Source organism: Mesorhizobium atlanticum (assembly GCF_003289965.1).
Classification (GTDB): domain Bacteria; phylum Pseudomonadota; class Alphaproteobacteria; order Rhizobiales; family Rhizobiaceae; genus Mesorhizobium; species Mesorhizobium atlanticum.
Genome location: NZ_QMBQ01000001.1, coordinates 595,658 through 613,546 on the forward strand (window position 1 = coordinate 595,658; position 17,889 = coordinate 613,546).

The following is a 17,889-nucleotide window of genomic DNA, read 5'->3' on the forward strand; positions in this document are numbered from 1 at the left end:
GTTCGTTTCCGGGCGCCGGACGAATCGGATTCCACTGAACTGGGTTGAGATATCGACATGTGGAACCGTCACGCGCCTATTCGAGCGGTTCATATACAAGACCATAAGATCGCGTGCCATAGGGCTGCCACGCGCACGTTCGCGTGACATTGCATACAAAATCGTAAGGTATCGGGATGCCGCTCGCCGAACGCCCGTCAGGCGCGTTTTGCGGTACCCTTCGCCGCAGCCACGGCCGCCTGCGCGGCGGCCAGCCTGGCGATCGGCACACGGTAGGGCGAGCACGACACGTAATCGAGGCCGACTTCCTCGCAGAAGCGGATCGAAGCCGGATCGCCACCATGCTCGCCGCAGATGCCGAGCTTGATGCCCGGTCGCGTCGCCTTGCCCTTTTCAGCCGCGATCCGCACCAGTTCGCCGACGCCATCGACATCGAGCGACACGAACGGATCCTGCTCGATGATGCCCTTTTGCCGGTAGGTTTCGAGGAAGGACGCCGCATCGTCGCGCGAGATGCCGAAGGTCGTCTGCGTAAGATCATTGGTGCCGAAGGAGAAGAACTCGGCTGCTTCGGCAATGACATGGGCGCGGATCGCCGCACGCGGCAGTTCGATCATCGTGCCGGTGAGGTAGTCGATCTTGGTGCCGGTCTCCTGCATGACGCTTTGCGCCACCGCATCGATGCGCGCCTTGACGTATTCCAGCTCCTTCACCAGGCCCACCAGGGGAACCATGATTTCCGGCACCACCAGGGCGCCGGCCTTGCGTCCGGCCTCGACGGCGGCCTCGAAGATGGCGCGCGCCTGCATCTCGGCGATCTCCGGATAGGAGACGGCGAGCCGGCAGCCGCGATGGCCGAGCATCGGGTTGAACTCGTGCAAGGCCTCGGTGCGCTGCCTCAGCTTGTCGGCAGATACATTCATGGCGCTCGCCACCTCGGCAAGCTCGGCCTCGGTCTTGGGCAGGAATTCATGCAGCGGCGGGTCGAGCAGGCGGATCGTCACCGGCAGGCCGGCCATGATCTCGAACAATTCGAGGAAGTCCGAGCGCTGCATCGGCAGGAGCTTGTCGAGCGCCGCGCGCCGGTCCTTCTCGGTGTCGGCCAGGATCATCTCGCGCATGGCAACGATGCGGGCGCCGTCGAAGAACATATGCTCGGTGCGGCAAAGCCCGATGCCCTCGGCGCCGAAGGAGCGCGCCATGCGCGCGTCGAGCGGCGTCTCGGCATTGGTGCGCACCTTCATGCGGCGCGCCGCGTCAGCCCATTCCATGATGGCGGCGAAATCGCCGGAAAGCTCGGGCTGCAGCATGGCGACCGCGCCCTTCAGCACCTGGCCGTTGCCGCCATCAATGGTGATGATATCGCCCTTGCGGAAGGTCTGGCCCATCGAGACCAATGTGCCGGCCTTGTAGTCGACGCGCAGCGAGCCGGCGCCCGACACGCAGGGCTTGCCCATGCCGCGCGCCACCACCGCGGCGTGGCTGGTCATACCGCCACGCGTGGTGAGGATGCCTTCGGCGGCATGCATGCCGTGAATGTCCTCCGGACTGGTCTCGATGCGCACCAGGATCGCCTTGCGCCCTTGCGCCCTGGCATCCTCGGCGTCGGCGGACGAGAAGACGATCTCGCCGGTGGCGGCTCCGGGTGAAGCCGGCAGGCCCATGCCGATCACATCACGCGCCGCCTTCGGATCGATGGTCGGGTGCAGCAGCTGGTCGAGCGAGGCCGGATCGATGCGGGCGACCGCCTCCTCCTTGGTGATCAGGCCGTCCCTCGCCATGTCGACGGCGATCTTCAGCGCCGCCTTGGCGGTGCGCTTGCCGGAGCGGGTCTGCAGCATCCACAATTTGCCGCGCTCGATGGTGAATTCGAGGTCCTGCATGTCGCGGTAATGCTTTTCCAGCCGGTCGGAGATGTCGACGAAGGCCTGGAACGCGTCGGGCATCAGCTTCTGAAGCGACGGCTTGTCGGAGCCGGCCGCAATGCGCGCCGCCTCGGTGATGTTCTGCGGCGTGCGGATGCCGGCCACCACGTCCTCGCCCTGGGCGTTGACCAGGAATTCGCCATACAGCTGCCTGTCGCCGGTCGAGGGATTGCGGGTGAAGGCGACGCCGGTCGCGGAGGTGTCGCCCATATTGCCGAACACCATGGCCTGGACATTGACCGCCGTGCCCCAGCTTTCAGGGATGTCGTGCAGGCGGCGATAGGTGATGGCGCGGCTGTTCATCCAGCTCGAGAACACGGCGCCGATCGCACCCCAGAGCTGCTCGTGGGGGTCCTGCGGGAACGGCTTGCCGAGCTCTTCCTCGACCTTGGCCTTGTAGAGCGAAATGACGCCCTGCCATTCCGCGGCCGTCAGCTCGGTGTCGAGCTCGTGGCCAAGGCTCGCCTTCTGGTCCTCGAGGATTTCCTCGAACACCTCGTGATCGAGGCCCATGACCACGTCCGAATACATCTGGATGAAGCGGCGATAGCTGTCATAGGCGAAGCGGGCATCGCCGGAATCGGCGGCCAGCGCCTCGACCGTTTCGTCGTTGAGGCCGAGATTGAGCACCGTGTCCATCATGCCGGGCATCGACGCCCGGGCGCCGGAGCGCACGGAGACCAGAAGCAGCTTCGACGGATCGCCGAAGCGACGGCCGGTAATGCGGCCGATATGGTCGAGAGCGGCGACGACATCCGCCTCGAGCCCATCGGGATAAGCCCGGCCATTGGCGTAATAGGCATTGCAGACCTCGGTGGTGATGGTGAAACCGGGCGGCACCGGCAGGCCGAGGCTGCACATCTCGGCCAGATTGGCACCCTTGCCACCGAGAAGATTGCGGTCGCCGGCACGGCCTTCGGCGGCACCGTCGCCGAAGGTGTAAACCCACTTGGTCATGCTTGCCCTCCAGTTCGTGGAAGATAGAAACAGCCGGACCATGGCCCGGTTCCCCGCCTTTCCGGTCCGAGCGATAAGATGCTGCAGTGCGAAAGGCAAGGCACCGGCCGGCGCTCGCAGGCACTACAATCGATTAAGCAAAAGCTGCGTCAAAAAGACTTGCCGGAGGGCATGGGTGCGTTATAGAACATAACAGGAACATAGTGGAGTAGCGTGATGAAACTCAACGGAAAACTCGACTATCTGGAGCTGCCGGCAACGGGCGGCACGCTGGACAGCGTCAAATCCTTCTACAGCGCCGCCTTTTCATGGTCGTTCACCGATTACGGCCCGACCTATTCCGCTTTCGCAGAAGGGCTCGACGGCGGTTTCCAGGCCGATGCCGGGGAAGCGCCGGCCAAACCGCTGCCCGTGCTCTACTCCGAAAACCTCGAGGAAACGCTGGACGCGGTCGAGAGCGCCGGGGGGACCATCGTCAAGCCGATCTTTTCCTTCCCAGGCGGCAGACGGTTTCATTTCACCGACCCAGCGGGCAACGAACTGGCGGTGTGGGGATATTAGAAAAGACGCGGATTTCGAGGTTTTTTTGCTGTTGACAGCCAGGCTCGGCTCACCCCAACAAACAGCGGCGATCTTCCAACGGCAAAAGCAGGCTGATGAAATTCGGGTCAAGCGGCGTTCGGGGTTTGGCTTCCGAATTGGTCGGAAGGGCAAGCGGACTTTACACTGAGGGCTTCGCCCGGCGCTTGCGGTCGACTGGATATCAGCAAGGCAAGGTATTCGTGGGGCGGGACTTGCGCGACAGCAGCCCGGCAATCGCGCGGGACTGCATGGCGGCGCTGGCCGCATCCGGCTTCCAGCCGGTCGATTGCGGTCCGATCCCCACACCGGCGCTTGCCTTTTATGCCCGCCGGCACGACGCTGCGGCGCTGATGGTGACCGGCTCGCATATTCCCGCCGACCGCAACGGCATCAAGTTCTACGGACCGAAGGGCGAGATCGACAAGGCGGACGAGGCCGCGATCACCCTTTCTGTCGCGGAGCTGTCGGACCAATATCCATGGCCGCCGGCGCGTGGGGACCGGCAGGCCGGCCATGAACAGGCGCTCGCGGCCTTTCGCGACCGTGTCGGGGCAATTCTGCCGGCCGGCGTCCTTTCCGGAATGAGGCTCGGCGTCTACCAGCACAGCACGGTTGCGGCGGAGCTGCTGGTCGAGGTCCTGCGATCCTTCGGCGCCGATGTGATCCCCGTCGGCAAATCAGACACTTTCGTGCCTGTCGATACCGAGGCCGTCGGCCAGGAAACGATGGCGAAGATGAAGGACTGGGCGCGCGAGTTCAAATTCGACGCGGTGGTCTCGGCCGATGCCGATGCCGACCGCCCCCTTGTCATTGATGAGAATGGCGAGTTGTTCCGCGGTGACCTGATCGGGCTGGCCACGGCGCTCTTCCTCAAAGCCGATGTCGTGGTGACGCCGGTCACCTCCAACTCGGGCATATCCGAGGCTTTCGGGTTCGGCGTCAGGAGAACGAAGGTCGGGTCCCCTTTCGTCATAGAGGGAATGGACGCCGCGCTGCAGGCAGGCGGCATCGTCGTCGGCTTCGAAGCCAATGGCGGGGTTCTGCTGGGGTCCGACTGCCTGGTGAACGGCAGGATAGTGTCGGCACTGCCGACGCGGGATTCATTCTTGCCGATCCTGGCCGTGCTGGGCACGATGGCATCGGCCGGCAAAACGCTCTCCAGCCTGCGCGAAACCTGGAATCTTCCGGTCTGCGCCAGCGAGCGGCTCGAGAACTTCCCGGCCGAGAGATCGCGCGGCTTGATGCGCAAGCTCGCCGACCACGACGCGTTGCAACGGTTCCTGGCGCCCTTCGGCATGGTGGCGGACATAGACGAGACCGACGGTCTCAGGGCGCGAATGACCAGCGGCGAGATCATCCATCTGCGGCCTTCCGGCAATGCTCCCGAATTTCGCTGCTATGCCGAGGCCGCCAGCCATCACAGGGCAACCGAAATCGTGGCAATGGCGCTGAAACGGGCGCGGGACACCGCACTGGCGGATGAGGGTGAGCCCGTATAATGACAGCGGTGCCGGCGGTTACCGCAGGCGTGGAGCGGCCAATTCAGCAACGATGGGGACTCCCGCCCCGCATCTCGCCCGATCACCGAGACCATTAATGACAAAGACAGCATTGATAACCGGCATTACCGGGCAGGACGGCGCCTACCTGGCGCAGCTCCTGCTTTCGAAGGGTTATGAAGTCAACGGGCTGGCGCGACGGTCGAGCACAGCCGACGTCAACACGACGCGGCTGAAATGGCTGGGCATCGAGAACGCCGTGCGGATCGTGGATGGCGACATCACGGACCTGTCGGGCCTCATCCGAACCATGCGCGACGTAAGGCCGGACGAGGTCTACAACCTTGCCGCACAGTCTTTCGTCAAATCCTCATGGCAGCAGCCTATCCTTACCAGCAACGTCACCGGTATCGGCGTCACCAATGTGCTGGAGGCGCTGCGTCTCGAAATGCCCGGGGCGCGTTTCTATCAGGCTTCGTCGTCGGAGATGTACGGCCTTATCCAGGAGCCGATGCAATCGGAGAACACGCCTTTCCATCCCCGCTCGCCCTATGCGGTGGCCAAGGCCTACGGCCATTGGATCACCGTCAATTATCGCGAGAGCTTCGGCCTGCATGCCTCGAGCGGCATCCTGTTCAATCACGAATCGCCGCTTCGCGGCATCGAATTCGTGACTCGCAAAGTCACGGACGCCGTCGCGCGCATCAAGATGGGGCTGGCGAGGGAGTTGCGCCTGGGCAACATCGACGCCAGGCGCGACTGGGGCCACTCCAGAGACTATGTCCGCGCCATGTGGCTGATGCTGCAGCAGGACCAGCCCGACGATTATGTGGTCGCCACCGGCAGGACGACGACGGTGCGCGACATGTGCAGCATTGCCTTCGAGCATGTCGGGTTGAAGATGGACGACCATCTTGTCATCGATCCAGACCTGTTCAGGCCGGCGGAAGTCGAGATCCTGCTCGGTGATCCAGCCAAGGCAAAGGCGAAGCTCGGATGGGAAGCAACGATCTCCCTGGAAGAGATGATCCGCGAAATGGTGGACGCGGATCTTGCGCGCCACGCGGCCGCAAAGCATTAAAAGGAAACTCTTGCTTTTACGGGCCGATGACTTGATGCACCGCGTTCCGACACGCATCTGCATGCGGACGGTCCGTCATGGCTCGTGAGGCGCCCGTGCGCGTTTTCCTGACCGGCGCCAACGGTTTCGTCGGCCCTTATGTCTACGACGCGCTGCGCAGCGTTTGCGGCGACGACATTGCCATTGCCGCGACCTCCAAATATGGCGGTCCGCATCCCGTTTTCGGCGAGGTTGGCGAGTTGGACGTGACAGACGCGGCCGCCGTCGAGGACGCCATTGCCCGCCATCGGCCAACGCACGTCATCCACCTGGCGGCGGTCGCGGCCCCGGATGCCGCCCAGGCGAATCCATCAAACACGTGGCGCATCCACGTGGACGGCGCGCTCAACGTGGCCAATGCCATCCTCGACAAGGCTCCGGATTGCTGGCTGGTCCATGTCGGATCGGGTCTGGTCTATGGCGAAAGCGCGAAGACCGGGCGACCGCTCGAAGAAAGCACGCTTCTTGCCCCGATCGACGACTACGCCGCGACCAAGGCCGCGGCCGACCTCGCGCTCGGCGCGATGTCATACAAGGGGTTGAAATGCGTTCGGATGCGCCCCTTCAATCATACGGGACCAGGCCAGACCGAGGCATTCGCGGTCCCGGCCTTCGCCATGCAGATCGCGCGCATTGAAGCAGGCCTGGCTGCGCCGGTCATCCGCGTCGGCAATCTCGACGCAAGGCGCGATTTCCTGGATGCGCGCGACATCGCCGACACCTATGCGCGCGCGGTCCTGCGCAGCCGCGATCTTGTGCCGAACACGATCTTCAATGTTGCATCCGGCGTTTCCTGGCGGATGGGCGATATTCTCGACCTGCTGCTGGCCCGTAGCAGCGTCAAGATCGGCGTGGAGCAGGATCCCTTGCGGATGCGGCCAAGTGACCTGCCCTGCATCGTCGGCGATGCGACCCGCGCCCGGACCCTGCTTGGCTGGGCGCCCCAATATTCTTTCGAAGAGACGCTCACTGCCGTTCTGGACGATTGCCGCGCGCGCGTGGCCCAAGCGTAGGCAGGGATGCATCGCCTGCTTCCCGAGAGCCCGAACTGAACCGCTGCCGTGCCGGCACTGCTGCGAAGCCGCCGCGCGGCGTGCGGCTTGCGCTCTACTGCCGGCGAATGGGTGAACTGGCTGGAATCGCGGCCTGCATCGCTGCCGATTTTAGTTGATCTTGCGGCATTGAGCTTTGCTTCGACCCGTCCTATAAGGCCGCGCGCAAGCGGGCACGCCCCGCCTGCTGGGGCGTCGCCAAGCGGTAAGGCATCGGTTTTTGGTACCGACATTCCCAGGTTCGAATCCTGGCGCCCCAGCCAACTGCCATCACCCAGATCTAGCCGGGTAGACAATGTCCACCGTTTCGCGGAAACGGCGAGCCGCCCTATCTCCGCGTTGTGATGCAATTCGAAGCGGAAAGCCGCTCTTTCCTAGTCAGCCGGCGAAAGACGGCTTCGGGAGCCATCGTTTTTCGATGAGGCAGACCATGGTGTAGGCAGGGTCAAAGACGTTTCCGACGTGATACCGCACAACCTGTCCCATCAGATGCGATGCGGCGGCAACGGACAATCCATAACCGCTTGTCAGCCAGTTGAGCATATCCGTAGTCGCGTGCTGGAGGGCCTGATCGAGCGGACGAGCGTTGCCCACGGAGAAAATATGCGTCTCGTTCTCACCGCGGGGCCATGTCAACCGCCTGTTCTTTTCCACGCTCAAGCGTAGCTGCAGTTCAAAACAGGTTTCGATCCCGGTTCCGACGATCTCCCCATCGCCCTGCGTTGCATGGCAATCGCCCGCGAAGAAGAGCGCACCCTCCACGGCAACGGGAAACCAAACGGTCGCGCCGGGCCGAAAGCCGCGATAATCCATGTTCCCGCCATTCTCCGCGCTTGTCGCGGTGGAGAAAGCCTGGCCTATCGCGGGCGCCACGCCAAAGCAACCGATCATCGGTTCGAGCGGCAGCACGAAGTTCTCAAGGCCTGGCGGCGGCTCCTGCAACCTCACAGTTTGCGATTCCAGATCGATCAGCCAGTCGGCTCTGTCGCGCGCCGGCAATTGGCGAGCAGCCTCCGGATCGACAACATTGGCGGCCAGCGACGAGATCGTCCAGCCGGAGGGACGGATAGGATCCATGCGCAGGATGTCCACGCGGAGCGCATCGCCCGGTTCGGCTCCCGTCACGAAGACCGGGCCGTTCATAGGGTTCGGGCCATAAGCCGGCCGAGCGCCGTTCTTGTCGAAGCCCCGAGCGTCCAGCGTCTCCGTTATCACGACATCGCCGGACGCAATCGTGAGCGCCGGCGCGATCGTGCCGAGGACGTTGTGCCACGTGGTGTTGATGAGCCTGTGCGTTGCCATGAGGTGGCAGTAGCGAAGGCGTTTCCGCGCGGCAAGTGGGCGGATCGAGATCCTGGCGCGCGATCGTTCCATCCCAAAGGGCGAGTTGACCGCCACGGTGCACGACGGACCTGGCGCCGGCCCCGACAAATCCAGTGCCCGGCCTAAACCTTTTGCACCAACGGGCGTTGTTGTCCAACCGGCCGGTTTCCAGGCGACCGGCAAAACGGCCGATGGAGAGGCTCAACCGATGTATTTCATGGCATTGGCCACCGATTATGACGGCACGCTGGCGCATGACGGGCTCGTGACCGCGAGCACGATCTCGGCGCTGGAGAAGCTGAAGAAATCCGGGCGCAAGATGATCCTGGTCACCGGGCGCGAACTGCCCGATCTCAAGGAGGTGTTTCCCGAACTTTCCCTGTTCGACAAGGTCGTGGCCGAGAACGGCGCGCTCATCTACACGCCGGCCAGCGAGGAGGAGCGCACGATCTCGCCCTCGCCTTCCACGGATCTCGTCGACAGGCTGAAGCGACGCGGCGTGAAACCGCTATCGGTCGGGCGCTCGATCGTCGCCACCTGGGAGCCGCACCAGACCACTGTGCTCGACGTCATCAAGAAGCTTGGACTGGAACTGGAAATCATCTTCAACAAGGGCGCGGTGATGATCCTGCCTTCCGGCATCAACAAGGCGACCGGGCTGGCGGCGGCACTGGAGGATCTAAAACTGTCGCCCCATAACGTCGTGGCCGTCGGCGATGCCGAGAACGACCATGCCTTCCTGAGAGCTTCCGGCTGCAGCGTCGCAGTGGCCAACGCATTGCCCGCTGTCAAGGAAACCGCCGACCTCCTCACCAAGGAGGCGCGCGGCAAGGGCGTCGAGGAACTGATCCGCAAGCTGATCAAGCACGACCACCTGATTGCCAGGAAGCGCTCGCGCGGCGTGCTGCTCGGGACTTCGCGCGGCAAGGAGATTTACCTGTCGCCGACAGAGACGGTGCTGATCGCCGGCAGCTCGGGCATCGGCAAATCGACCCTGGCCACGGCACTCACCGAGCGGCTGGTCGAGAAGGGGCTGCAGTTCTGCATCTTCGATCCCGAAGGCGACTATGACGGGCTGAAGGGCGCGGTGCCGCTTGGCAACGGCTCGACCGCGCCGAACAAGGAGCAACTGCTGGAACTGCTCGACAAACCGCAAAACAATGTCGTGGTCAACGGGCTGGCGCTGAAGGTCGATGAGCGTCCCGGTTTCTTCGCCGAACTGCTGCCTGGCCTCGGCAATGTCCGCTACCGGACCGCAAGGCCGCATTGGCTGATCATCGACGAGGCGCATCATTTGATGCCCAAGCGGCGCGGGGATACGCGATCCGTGCTTTCGATCGAGCTGCCCGGCACGGTGCTGATCACCGTCCATCCCGAAGCGATTTCCACCGACGCCTTGCGTCTGGTGACGGCGGTGATCGCGCTCGGGCCTAAGGCAAAGGGCGTGATCAAGACTTTTTGCACGGAAACCGGGCTGAAGGCGCCGAAGGACATTCCTCTGCCCAAGGGCGACCGCGTGCTGTTCTGGCGGCCGCATGACGGCAAGAAGCCGTTCACGGTCAAGGCCATCGAGCCCAGCCAGTCGCTGAAGCGGCACAGCCGCAAATATGCCGAAGGCGAGCTCGACGAGGCGGGGAGCTTCTATTTCACCGGACCAAAGAAGGCGATGAACCTTAGAGCCCACAACCTCATCATCTTCGCGCAGATGGCGGAAGGCATCGACGACAAGACCTGGGAATATCACCTGCGCGCCGGCGATTATTCCAAATGGTTCCGCCAGCAGATCCGGGATAAGGAGCTCGCCCGCGAGACGGCCGAAGCGGAGAAGGACAAGACATTGTCGGCCGAAGAAAGCCGCAAACGGGTGCTCGACGCCGTTCGGCGACGCTATACGGCGCCTGCGTCTGCACCGGAGAAGTAGAGTTGGTTGCCTTCCATTCGCCGAGGATTCTTTTGACCAGGCCATTTCCGCTAGGAGGGGCTACGCAGATCTTGTTCTTGTTTTGTTCATAAAAATTGGCTAGCGTTGTAAGCAGTCACAAAGGTGGGGGAGGTTGATGGCGCAGATTCTCGAATCATCGATAAGGCGTTAGTGCTTTCGCATGAGCCCATTCGATGCCCACAAGGACATCCTCTCTGCACTGGAGTGGAAAAGCTATTCAGTAAGGCGCTCTGATAAAGAGCCCTTGCGCGCATTCGTGTTAAGAGCACTGGAGATGCGAGACTGCTCCATCGTGCATGCGAGCGACGCGAGCCGAGCCCCCTTCTACATCGTTTTTGACACGCCAGCCGGCGAGCGACATGGCATCCTCGTATACGCATTTTTTGCGAACGCGAAACTTATTAAAAATCGGCCCGCCGACGAGCATCGATTTCAGGTCAAGTACGGCGGAAATCTCAAAGGCGCGCTTGATGTCGTGATCGACTCCAGCAGACTTGTCACAACATTGTTCGTCGGCATTGACCTGGAGGAAGGCCTGTTTGTAGCCGCCGATCCGGTCATGAACACCCCAGCGCCGATGTCGCGCTCGATTGAGTTTAAGCACGAGCATGTAGAATTGATTCGGCTGCAGGGCTGGGCTGTTTGGGAGCGCGATAGGCGGCCTGGAAAGTCAAAAGATCGACCCACAGCCGAACTTGAGGATTGCCGAACTGAGGTTCTGGTTGGAGGCAAGCAAGATCGGCTGCTCGACTTGGTTGCTCTGGAGCGGATTGCTTATCAGCTAGACCCAGGCGAGCGCCACCTAGTAGCGGACAAGCTCAAGGCACTTAGACCGGCTAAGGCTGTTTCACACCCCATCCTCGAAGAATTTGGGATCGCATCAGACGCCCTCTTTGACCTTATTGAGGGCGCCAGCCGCCTGAAAATGGCGGTCCGCGGATGGGTCGCTGAGGAGCACCTTGCAGCTACCCTCGGTAAGCTCAAGGGTGTTTCCGAATGTATTCGCCTTGAAGCTGACGGCAAGCCGGACATTTCGCTCAGATGGAAGGGCGGCGCGCCGATCTTGATCGAATGTAAGAACACACTTCGCTCGACCTATTCAGATGGTCGGCCGAAGGTCGATTTTCAGAAGACGCGCGCCTCGAAAGGTGATCCATGCTCTCGTTACTATCGGCCTGAGGACTTTCCGGTCCTAGCAGCATGCCTCCATGCTGTGACGGAGAGTTGGGAATTCCGTTTCGCGCTCACGACAGATCTGGAGCTGCACAAAACCTGTGTCGGCCGAATAGCAAACATGATCGGGGTGGCAGAGCCGATCTTCTCAGCCAGCGCAGAGAGAGTTTTCGAATTGCATTATGCGAGAACCGCGTGAGGTGAACATGAAGCTCAAAGCTATTTCCTTGTTCACTGGCATTGGTGGACTCGATTTCGGATTTGAGGCGGCAGGATTTGAGACACGGGTCGCGCTCGATTTTGACGAGACGGCTTGTGCAACTCTAAGATTGAATCGGAATTGGCCTGTCCTTGAAGGCCCTATCGCAGCCATTTCGTCCGAGACTATCTTAGCGACTGCCGGTCTTAAGCCCGGTGAGGCAGATATTCTGATCGGGGGACCTCCTTGCCAGCCATTCAGCAAGTCTGGCTATTGGGCTCGGGGCGATTCTCGACGGCTGTCCGATCCCCGCGCTGACACTCTGGTCGAGTACCTTCGGGTACTTCGCGACACGCGCCCCAAAACATTCCTTCTAGAGAATGTTCCCGGCCTAGCGTATCGGGGTAAGAGCGAAGGAATTGAGACTCTGCAAGCTGGGATCGAGGAGATCAATCGCGATCTCGGAACCGACTACGTGCTGGAGTGCCGAGCCCTCAATGCGGTGGACTACGGCGTGCCACAACTCAGGGAACGCGTCTTTATTGTCGGTTCAAGGGACGGGCGGAGCTTCCGATTTCCATCGCCAACGCACTTCCGATCGGGCAGCCTCGAAGCTCTCGCAGGAAAAGACCGACATCGCACCGCTTGGGATGCGTTTGCCGATCTCGATTCCATAAAGGACAAATCAGCGCTGAGGGTCAAAGGCAAGTGGGCCGATTTACTGCCTTCCATCCCTGAAGGGCAGAACTATCTTTGGCACACCGACCGTGGCGGTGGTGCTGCGCTTTTTGGATGGCGCCGACGCTATTGGAACTTCCTCTTGAAACTGGCAAAAGATAAGCCGTCATGGACCATTCAGGCGCAACCAGGCCCAGCTACCGGACCTTTCCATTGGGAAAATAGACGTCTTTCACAGGAGGAGCTTTGCCGACTCCAGACATTCCCGGATGGGCTTCGCTTCAACTGCAACCATGCAGAAATTCAAAAGATGGTCGGCAATGCCGTGCCATCCGCGCTCGCTGAGAGTTTAGCTCGGGAGATAGCTGCGCAGTTCTTTGGCATTAATGGAGCCCTCGATACGTCAACGTTGGCGCCGTCTGCACAGGAATCTTTTCCGCCACCTGAAAGAAGGCTGCCAGTCCCGAAAAAATTTCTCCATTTAGCCCATAGCGATTCGGCACATCCCGGTACCGGTCTCGGGCGAGGCGCCGCCTACAGAGAGCGCGAAGCTGCTTAGGAGAGAAGTACAAGCAATCTTCCTCGCAGGGACTCTTCGTGCCGTGTCTCGCATTCCCATATTGTCGCAGAGTGCCAGCCCAACTCGCGAAGGCGCATGTCAATTTCTTGATCTCGCATTGCGTTACGCTCCAACTTAGGAAGCCAATAGTCCAAGCGTGATTTTGGTTTACGGGCAAGGCGGCATCCAGCATGCTGATGCCAAAAGCAACCGTGAACGAAAATGGCTGTCATATGCTTCGGAAGAACAATGTCGGGCGAACCCGGCAAATCGTGACGATGCAGTCGGAAGCGATAGCCGAGTGAGTGCAGCAGCTTTCGAACCCGGACTTCTGGTCGTGTGTTCTTCTTCCTTATCAAGCGCATGTGGGCGCTGCGCGCTTCAGGCGAAAGACGATCTCCCATGACCCAAAATACTCGATCCAGGGAAAGCAGCTACCTTAAAGAGGTACGTTCACACGATTTTGCGATGTGCAGTTTAATAGGATCGAGGCTACGCTGATCTAGCTCAGCTCGCCTCGCGCATCGCTTCGGCCGCCTGGAGGTCGACTGAGACCAGCTGGCTGACGCCCTGCTCGGCCATGGTGACGCCGAACAGGCGGTCCATGCGGGCCATGGTGATCGGGTTGTGGGTGATGATGACGAAACGGGTCTCCGTCGTCCTCGCCATCTCCTCCATCAGGTTGCAGAAGCGCTCGACATTGTGGTCGTCGAGCGGCGCGTCGACCTCGTCAAGCACGCAGATCGGCGCCGGATTGGTGAGGAAGACGGCGAAGATCAGCGACATTGCCGTCAGTGCCTGCTCGCCGCCGGAGAGCAGCGTCATGGTCTGCGGCTTCTTGCCGGGCGGACGGGCGAGGATTTCCAGCCCCGCTTCCAGCGGATCTTCCGACTCGATCAGCTGCAGTTCCGCCGTGCCGCCGCCGAACAGATGCGAGAACAGCCGCTGGAAATGGCCGTTGACCACCTCGAAGGCCGAGAGCAGCCGTTCGCGACCCTCGCGGTTGAGGCTCTGGATCGCCTGGCGCAGTTTCCTGATCGCCTCGATGATGTCCTCGCGCTCGGAAACGATGGTCTCCAGACGCTCGGACAAATCCTTCTGCTCTTCCTCGGCGCGCAGATTGACGGCGCCGAGCCGCTCGCGCTCGATCTTCAGCCGGTCGAGCTGGCGCTCGATCTCGACCATGTCGGGCATCGGATCATCGGCTTTGAGCCCGGTATGCTGGATGACGAGATGCGGCGGCGTGTTCAGCGCTTCCTGGATGCGCGCCTCGACCTCGACGCGGCGCTCGTCCGCCGCGGTGAGCCGCTCCTCGGCGCGCACGCGGGTCTCGCGCGCCTCGGCAAGCGACTGGATCGCGGCGGTGGCCGCCTTGTCGAGCTCGGCCTGCTTGTTTTCCGCCTCCTGCAGGCGGTCGCTCGCCGTCTGGCGCAGCGCCTCCGCCTCGGAAAGCTGCGTCAGCAAGGCGCGGCGCTTGGCGTCGATCTCGTCCGGCGCATCCGCCAGCCGCTCGCGCTCGGCTTCGGCCTCCGCCTTACGCTCGCCAAGCGCGGCGATCTGCGTCGAAGCGTTTTCGGCGCGCTCCACCCAGTTCCTGCGCTCGGCGCCGATGGCGTTGAGCCGGCGCATGCGCGCCTCGGCCTCGCGGCGCAGCCCGTCATGCACGGCGCGCGCGTCGGCAAGCGTGGCGCGGTCGCGCGAGACATTGGCCGAAGCCTGTTCGAGTTGCAGCTGAAGATCGCCGAGATCGGGCGCGTCCTTCAGCATCTCCTCGGCTTCGAGGAAGGCAGCCTGCGTCTCCTCATGGCTTTCGACGATGCGGGCGCGGGCGTCGTCCAAGGCGGCGCGGCGGCTCACCAGCTCGCCGCCGGCCTTCTCGGCCTCGGCCAGCGCGTTGCGTGCGGCATCCAACGCATGCTGTGCGTCGCGGCCGGCCTGGCGGGCGTTGCGCTCGGCCTCGCTTGCCTGGCGCATCGCCTGCTCGGCGCGCGCCAGCGCGTCCTCCGCCTCGCGCACGACGCGCGTCGCCTGCACGGCCTCGGCATCGAGTTCGGCCAGCCGGTTCTTCTGCGCCAGCCGCAGCGCGGCGGCGGTCGGCGCGTCGGCGCTGGCCGTCAGGCCGTCCCAGCGCCAGAGCGCGCCATCGCGGCTGACCAGTCTCTGGCCGGGAGCCAGAAGCGCTTGGAGCCGGCGGCCGTCGGCGGCGTCGACGATGCCGATCTGCGCCAGGCGGCGGGCGAGCTGCGCCGGCGCATGCACCACGCTTGCCAGGCTCTTCACGCCCTCGGGCAATGACGCGTCGCCCGGCTGCACCGCGCTTTCGCCCCAATGCACCGGGGCGCTGCGGTCGAGCGGGACGTCGAGGTCCTCGCCAAGGGCTGCGCCAAGCGCCGTCTCGTAGCCGCGCTCGACGCTGATCTGCTCAAGCACCGAAGGGAAGAGATCGCCGCCGCTGGTGGCGTTGAGGATCTTGGCCAGCGTGCGCGCTTCGGTCTCGATGCGCGCCAGTTCCGCCCTGGCATCCTGCAACGGAGGCCTTGCGGCGCTTTCGGCCGCACGCGCCTCGGCGACCGCCTGCTCGGCGGCAATAGTGCCGGCCTCGCTCTCTTCCAGCCGGGCAAGCGCGTCCTCGACCAGCAGCCGCTTCTCGGCGGGATCCGGCAGGCCGGAAATGCGCGCGACGATGTCGGAAAGCTCGCGGTCGACCTCGGCGAGCTGGCGGGCGAAGCGGTCACGGCGCTCGGCGGTTTCGCGCAGGCTGCGCTCGATCTGGTGGCGCGAGGCGGCGGCCTCGGCGCGTTCGGCGGTCAGCGCGGCAAGTCTTGCTTCGCTCTGCGACAGCGTAGCACCCGCCTGCTCGAAAGCGGCGCGTGTGGTCGCCTCGCGCTCGGCGGCGCCTGCGTTTTCGGAATTGAGCTCGGCTTCCTCGGCGCGCAGGCGCTCGAGGATGTCGGCATTGTCGCGCACCATCCGCTCCTCGCGGGCGATGTCGGCGTCGAGCTGCTGCAGACGGCGTTCGAGCTCGGTCTGGCGCGCGCGGATGCGGCCGGCCTCCTCCTCGATCTGCGTCTTGGCGATCGACAGGCGCTGGAAGGCGGCGGCGGCGGCGGCTTCGGCGTCGCGCAAATCGGGCAGCCGATGCGCGGCGATGCCCTGCTCCCTGGCGGCGGCCATCTGAGCGGCGGCGCGATCGCCGACCAGCGCGGTGGCGACGGCAAGCGCGGAGCGCGCCTCGCCTTCCTGGGTTTTCGCCAACGTCCAGCGCAGGTGCAGCAGCGTCGCCTCGGCCTTGCGGATATCGGCCGACAGGTTCTTGAAGCGCGAGGCCTGGCGCGCCTGGCGCTTCAGGCTCTCGATCTGGCCTTCCAACTCCCCGACGACATCGTCCAGCCGTTCGAGGTTCTGCTCGGCCGCCCTCAGCCGAAGCTCCGCCTCATGCCGGCGCGTATGCAGGCCGGAAATGCCGGCCGCCTCTTCGAGCAGCGCGCGGCGGGCCTGGGGCTTTGCCTGGATCAGCTCGCCGATGCGGCCCTGGCCGACCATGGAGGGCGAACGGGCGCCGGTCGACTGGTCGGCGAACAGAAGCTGCACATCCTTGGCGCGGGCTTCCTTGCCGTTGATGCGGTAGAGCGAGCCGGCCTCGCGCTCGATGCGGCGCGACACCTGCAGTTCGTCGGCGTCGTTGAAGGCGGCGGGCGCGGTACGGTCCGTATTGTCGAGGAAAAGCGTGACCTCGGCGGTGTTGCGGGCCGGGCGCGCGCCGGAGCCGGAGAAGATCACGTCGTCCATGCCGGACGCGCGCATGTTCTTGTAGGAGCTTTCGCCCATCACCCAGCGCAAAGCTTCGACGAGGTTCGACTTGCCGCAGCCGTTCGGCCCGACAATGCCGGTCAGCCCGCGTTCGATGACGAACTCGCCGGGCTCGACGAAGGATTTGAAACCGAGAAGGCGAAGGCGCGAAAATTTCATTCGCGCCGCCCTACACTACAGGTCATGGCGCCGAAGCCAGACCGCTTCGGCGCTGCCTGGATGTCAGAGCAGAGGGTCGATGATGGCCGACATTTCCTCAATCGACATCGCCCCTTTGTAGGTCTTTCCGTTGATGAAGAAGGTCGGCGTCGAGTCGACCTTGAACTCGTCCGCTCCGCGTTTCTGGACTGCTCTCACATCGTCCAGAAGTTTCTGGTCCGTCAAGCAGGCCTCAAAGGACTCCTGTGTAAAACCGGCCAGCTTGGAAATCTGCAGCAGCGCTTCCTTGGTGTTGTTGACGCCGACCCAGCTCGGCTGCTGCTTGAACAGCACGTCGACCATGGCGAAGTAATTGTCCTTGGAGCAACGCGCCAGCATGAAGCCGGCCTCGGCGCTCGGGTCGAACGGGAATTCGCGCAGGATGTAGCGGACCTTGCCGGTGTCGATATATTTGGTCTTCAACTCAGGGAAGGTGGTCATCGCGAAATGCGCGCAATGCGGGCAGGTCATCGAAGCGTATTCGACGATGGTGACCTTGGCGTCGTCCTTGCCGAGTTGCTTTTCGGGCAGCGCGCCGGGCTTCAGCAGTTCCGCCATGTCGACCGTACCCTGGGCCTCCGGCACCTGGACGGCCGCCGGCGTCGCGGCCGGCTTGGCAGGCGTCGACGGATTGGCAGGCTTCACATCGGCGGCCTTGGCCTCCTCGCCGGAGTCGCTGCATGCGGCAAGCAGCGCCACCGCGGGAACAGCGGCCACCGCGCTCAGAAGGTTTCTGCGGGACAAGGTCTTGCCAAACGGGGCACGGTTCATGCGAATCACCTGATATCGGTTGGATTTTGCAATGCAAGGGCTAGAAAAGGCGAGAGTTGGCGCGAATTAAGGCATCGCGATCCCCAATCCAATCGCGAAAC

The 17,889-nt window shown here is 63.1% G+C and carries 12 protein-coding genes and 1 tRNA gene; 8 read left to right on the plus strand and 5 right to left on the minus strand.

Going from position 1 to position 17,889, the window contains the following annotated elements; translation table 11 throughout:
- Positions 1–197: 197 nt before the first annotated feature.
- Entirely contained in the window at positions 198–2,882 is a 2,685-nt protein-coding gene (gene ppdK / locus DPM35_RS03205) for a pyruvate, phosphate dikinase (RefSeq protein WP_112125852.1), read from the minus strand.
- Positions 2,883–3,098: 216 nt separating this feature from the next.
- On the opposite strand from ppdK, the gene DPM35_RS03210 reads away from it, so the two are divergent.
- The 5 genes from DPM35_RS03210 to DPM35_RS03230 all read left to right on the plus strand — a co-directional run bounded on the left by DPM35_RS03210 (position 3,099) and on the right by DPM35_RS03230 (position 7,398).
- On the plus strand, positions 3,099–3,443 hold the full coding sequence (locus tag DPM35_RS03210; RefSeq protein WP_112125853.1) for a VOC family protein: 345 nt from the start codon (positions 3,099–3,101) through the stop codon (positions 3,441–3,443).
- A 95-nt stretch (positions 3,444–3,538) separates the two neighbouring features.
- Complete coding sequence (locus tag DPM35_RS03215; protein ID WP_112125854.1) at positions 3,539–4,963, plus strand: phosphomannomutase; 1,425 nt, start codon at positions 3,539–3,541, stop codon at positions 4,961–4,963.
- A 97-nt stretch (positions 4,964–5,060) separates the two neighbouring features.
- A complete protein-coding gene (gmd, locus tag DPM35_RS03220; RefSeq protein WP_112125855.1) occupies positions 5,061–6,044 on the plus strand; it encodes a GDP-mannose 4,6-dehydratase in 984 nt (327 codons plus the stop codon).
- A 77-nt stretch (positions 6,045–6,121) separates the two neighbouring features.
- Complete coding sequence (locus tag DPM35_RS03225; protein ID WP_112125856.1) at positions 6,122–7,096, plus strand: GDP-mannose 4,6-dehydratase; 975 nt, start codon at positions 6,122–6,124, stop codon at positions 7,094–7,096.
- A 227-nt stretch (positions 7,097–7,323) separates the two neighbouring features.
- Positions 7,324–7,398, plus strand: a tRNA-Gln gene (locus DPM35_RS03230).
- 115 nt (positions 7,399–7,513) lie between these two features.
- Here the strand turns inward: DPM35_RS03230 and DPM35_RS03235 are convergent.
- Entirely contained in the window at positions 7,514–8,437 is a 924-nt protein-coding gene (locus tag DPM35_RS03235) for an acetamidase/formamidase family protein (protein ID WP_112125857.1), read from the minus strand.
- A 229-nt stretch (positions 8,438–8,666) separates the two neighbouring features.
- On the opposite strand from DPM35_RS03235, the gene DPM35_RS03240 reads away from it, so the two are divergent.
- From DPM35_RS03240 to DPM35_RS03250, 3 genes are all read left to right on the plus strand, one after another.
- Positions 8,667–10,379, plus strand: coding sequence for an HAD family hydrolase (locus DPM35_RS03240; protein WP_112125858.1), 1,713 nt, complete (start codon positions 8,667–8,669; stop codon positions 10,377–10,379).
- Between the two features lie 181 nt (positions 10,380–10,560).
- Positions 10,561–11,772 carry a hypothetical protein gene (locus DPM35_RS03245; protein WP_112125859.1) on the plus strand — a complete coding sequence of 404 codons (1,212 nt, stop codon included), beginning with the start codon at positions 10,561–10,563 and terminating at the stop codon, positions 11,770–11,772.
- A gap of 7 nt (positions 11,773–11,779) precedes the next feature.
- A complete protein-coding gene (locus tag DPM35_RS03250; protein WP_112126225.1) occupies positions 11,780–13,009 on the plus strand; it encodes a DNA cytosine methyltransferase in 1,230 nt (409 codons plus the stop codon).
- On the opposite strand, the gene DPM35_RS03255 is transcribed toward DPM35_RS03250, so the two are convergent.
- From DPM35_RS03255 to DPM35_RS03265, 3 genes are all read right to left on the minus strand, one after another.
- Complete coding sequence (locus tag DPM35_RS03255) at positions 13,006–13,413, minus strand: very short patch repair endonuclease (protein ID WP_112125860.1); 408 nt, start codon at positions 13,411–13,413, stop codon at positions 13,006–13,008. The two genes, DPM35_RS03250 and DPM35_RS03255, sit on opposite strands and share 4 nt — an antisense overlap.
- 103 nt (positions 13,414–13,516) lie before the next feature.
- Positions 13,517–16,978, minus strand: coding sequence for a chromosome segregation protein SMC (gene smc / locus DPM35_RS03260; protein WP_112125861.1), 3,462 nt, complete (start codon positions 16,976–16,978; stop codon positions 13,517–13,519).
- A gap of 63 nt (positions 16,979–17,041) precedes the next feature.
- Positions 17,042–17,788: a DsbA family protein gene (locus DPM35_RS03265; RefSeq protein ID WP_112125862.1), complete on the minus strand. Its 747-nt coding sequence runs from the start codon at positions 17,786–17,788 to the stop codon at positions 17,042–17,044.
- Positions 17,789–17,889: the final 101 nt, after the last annotated feature.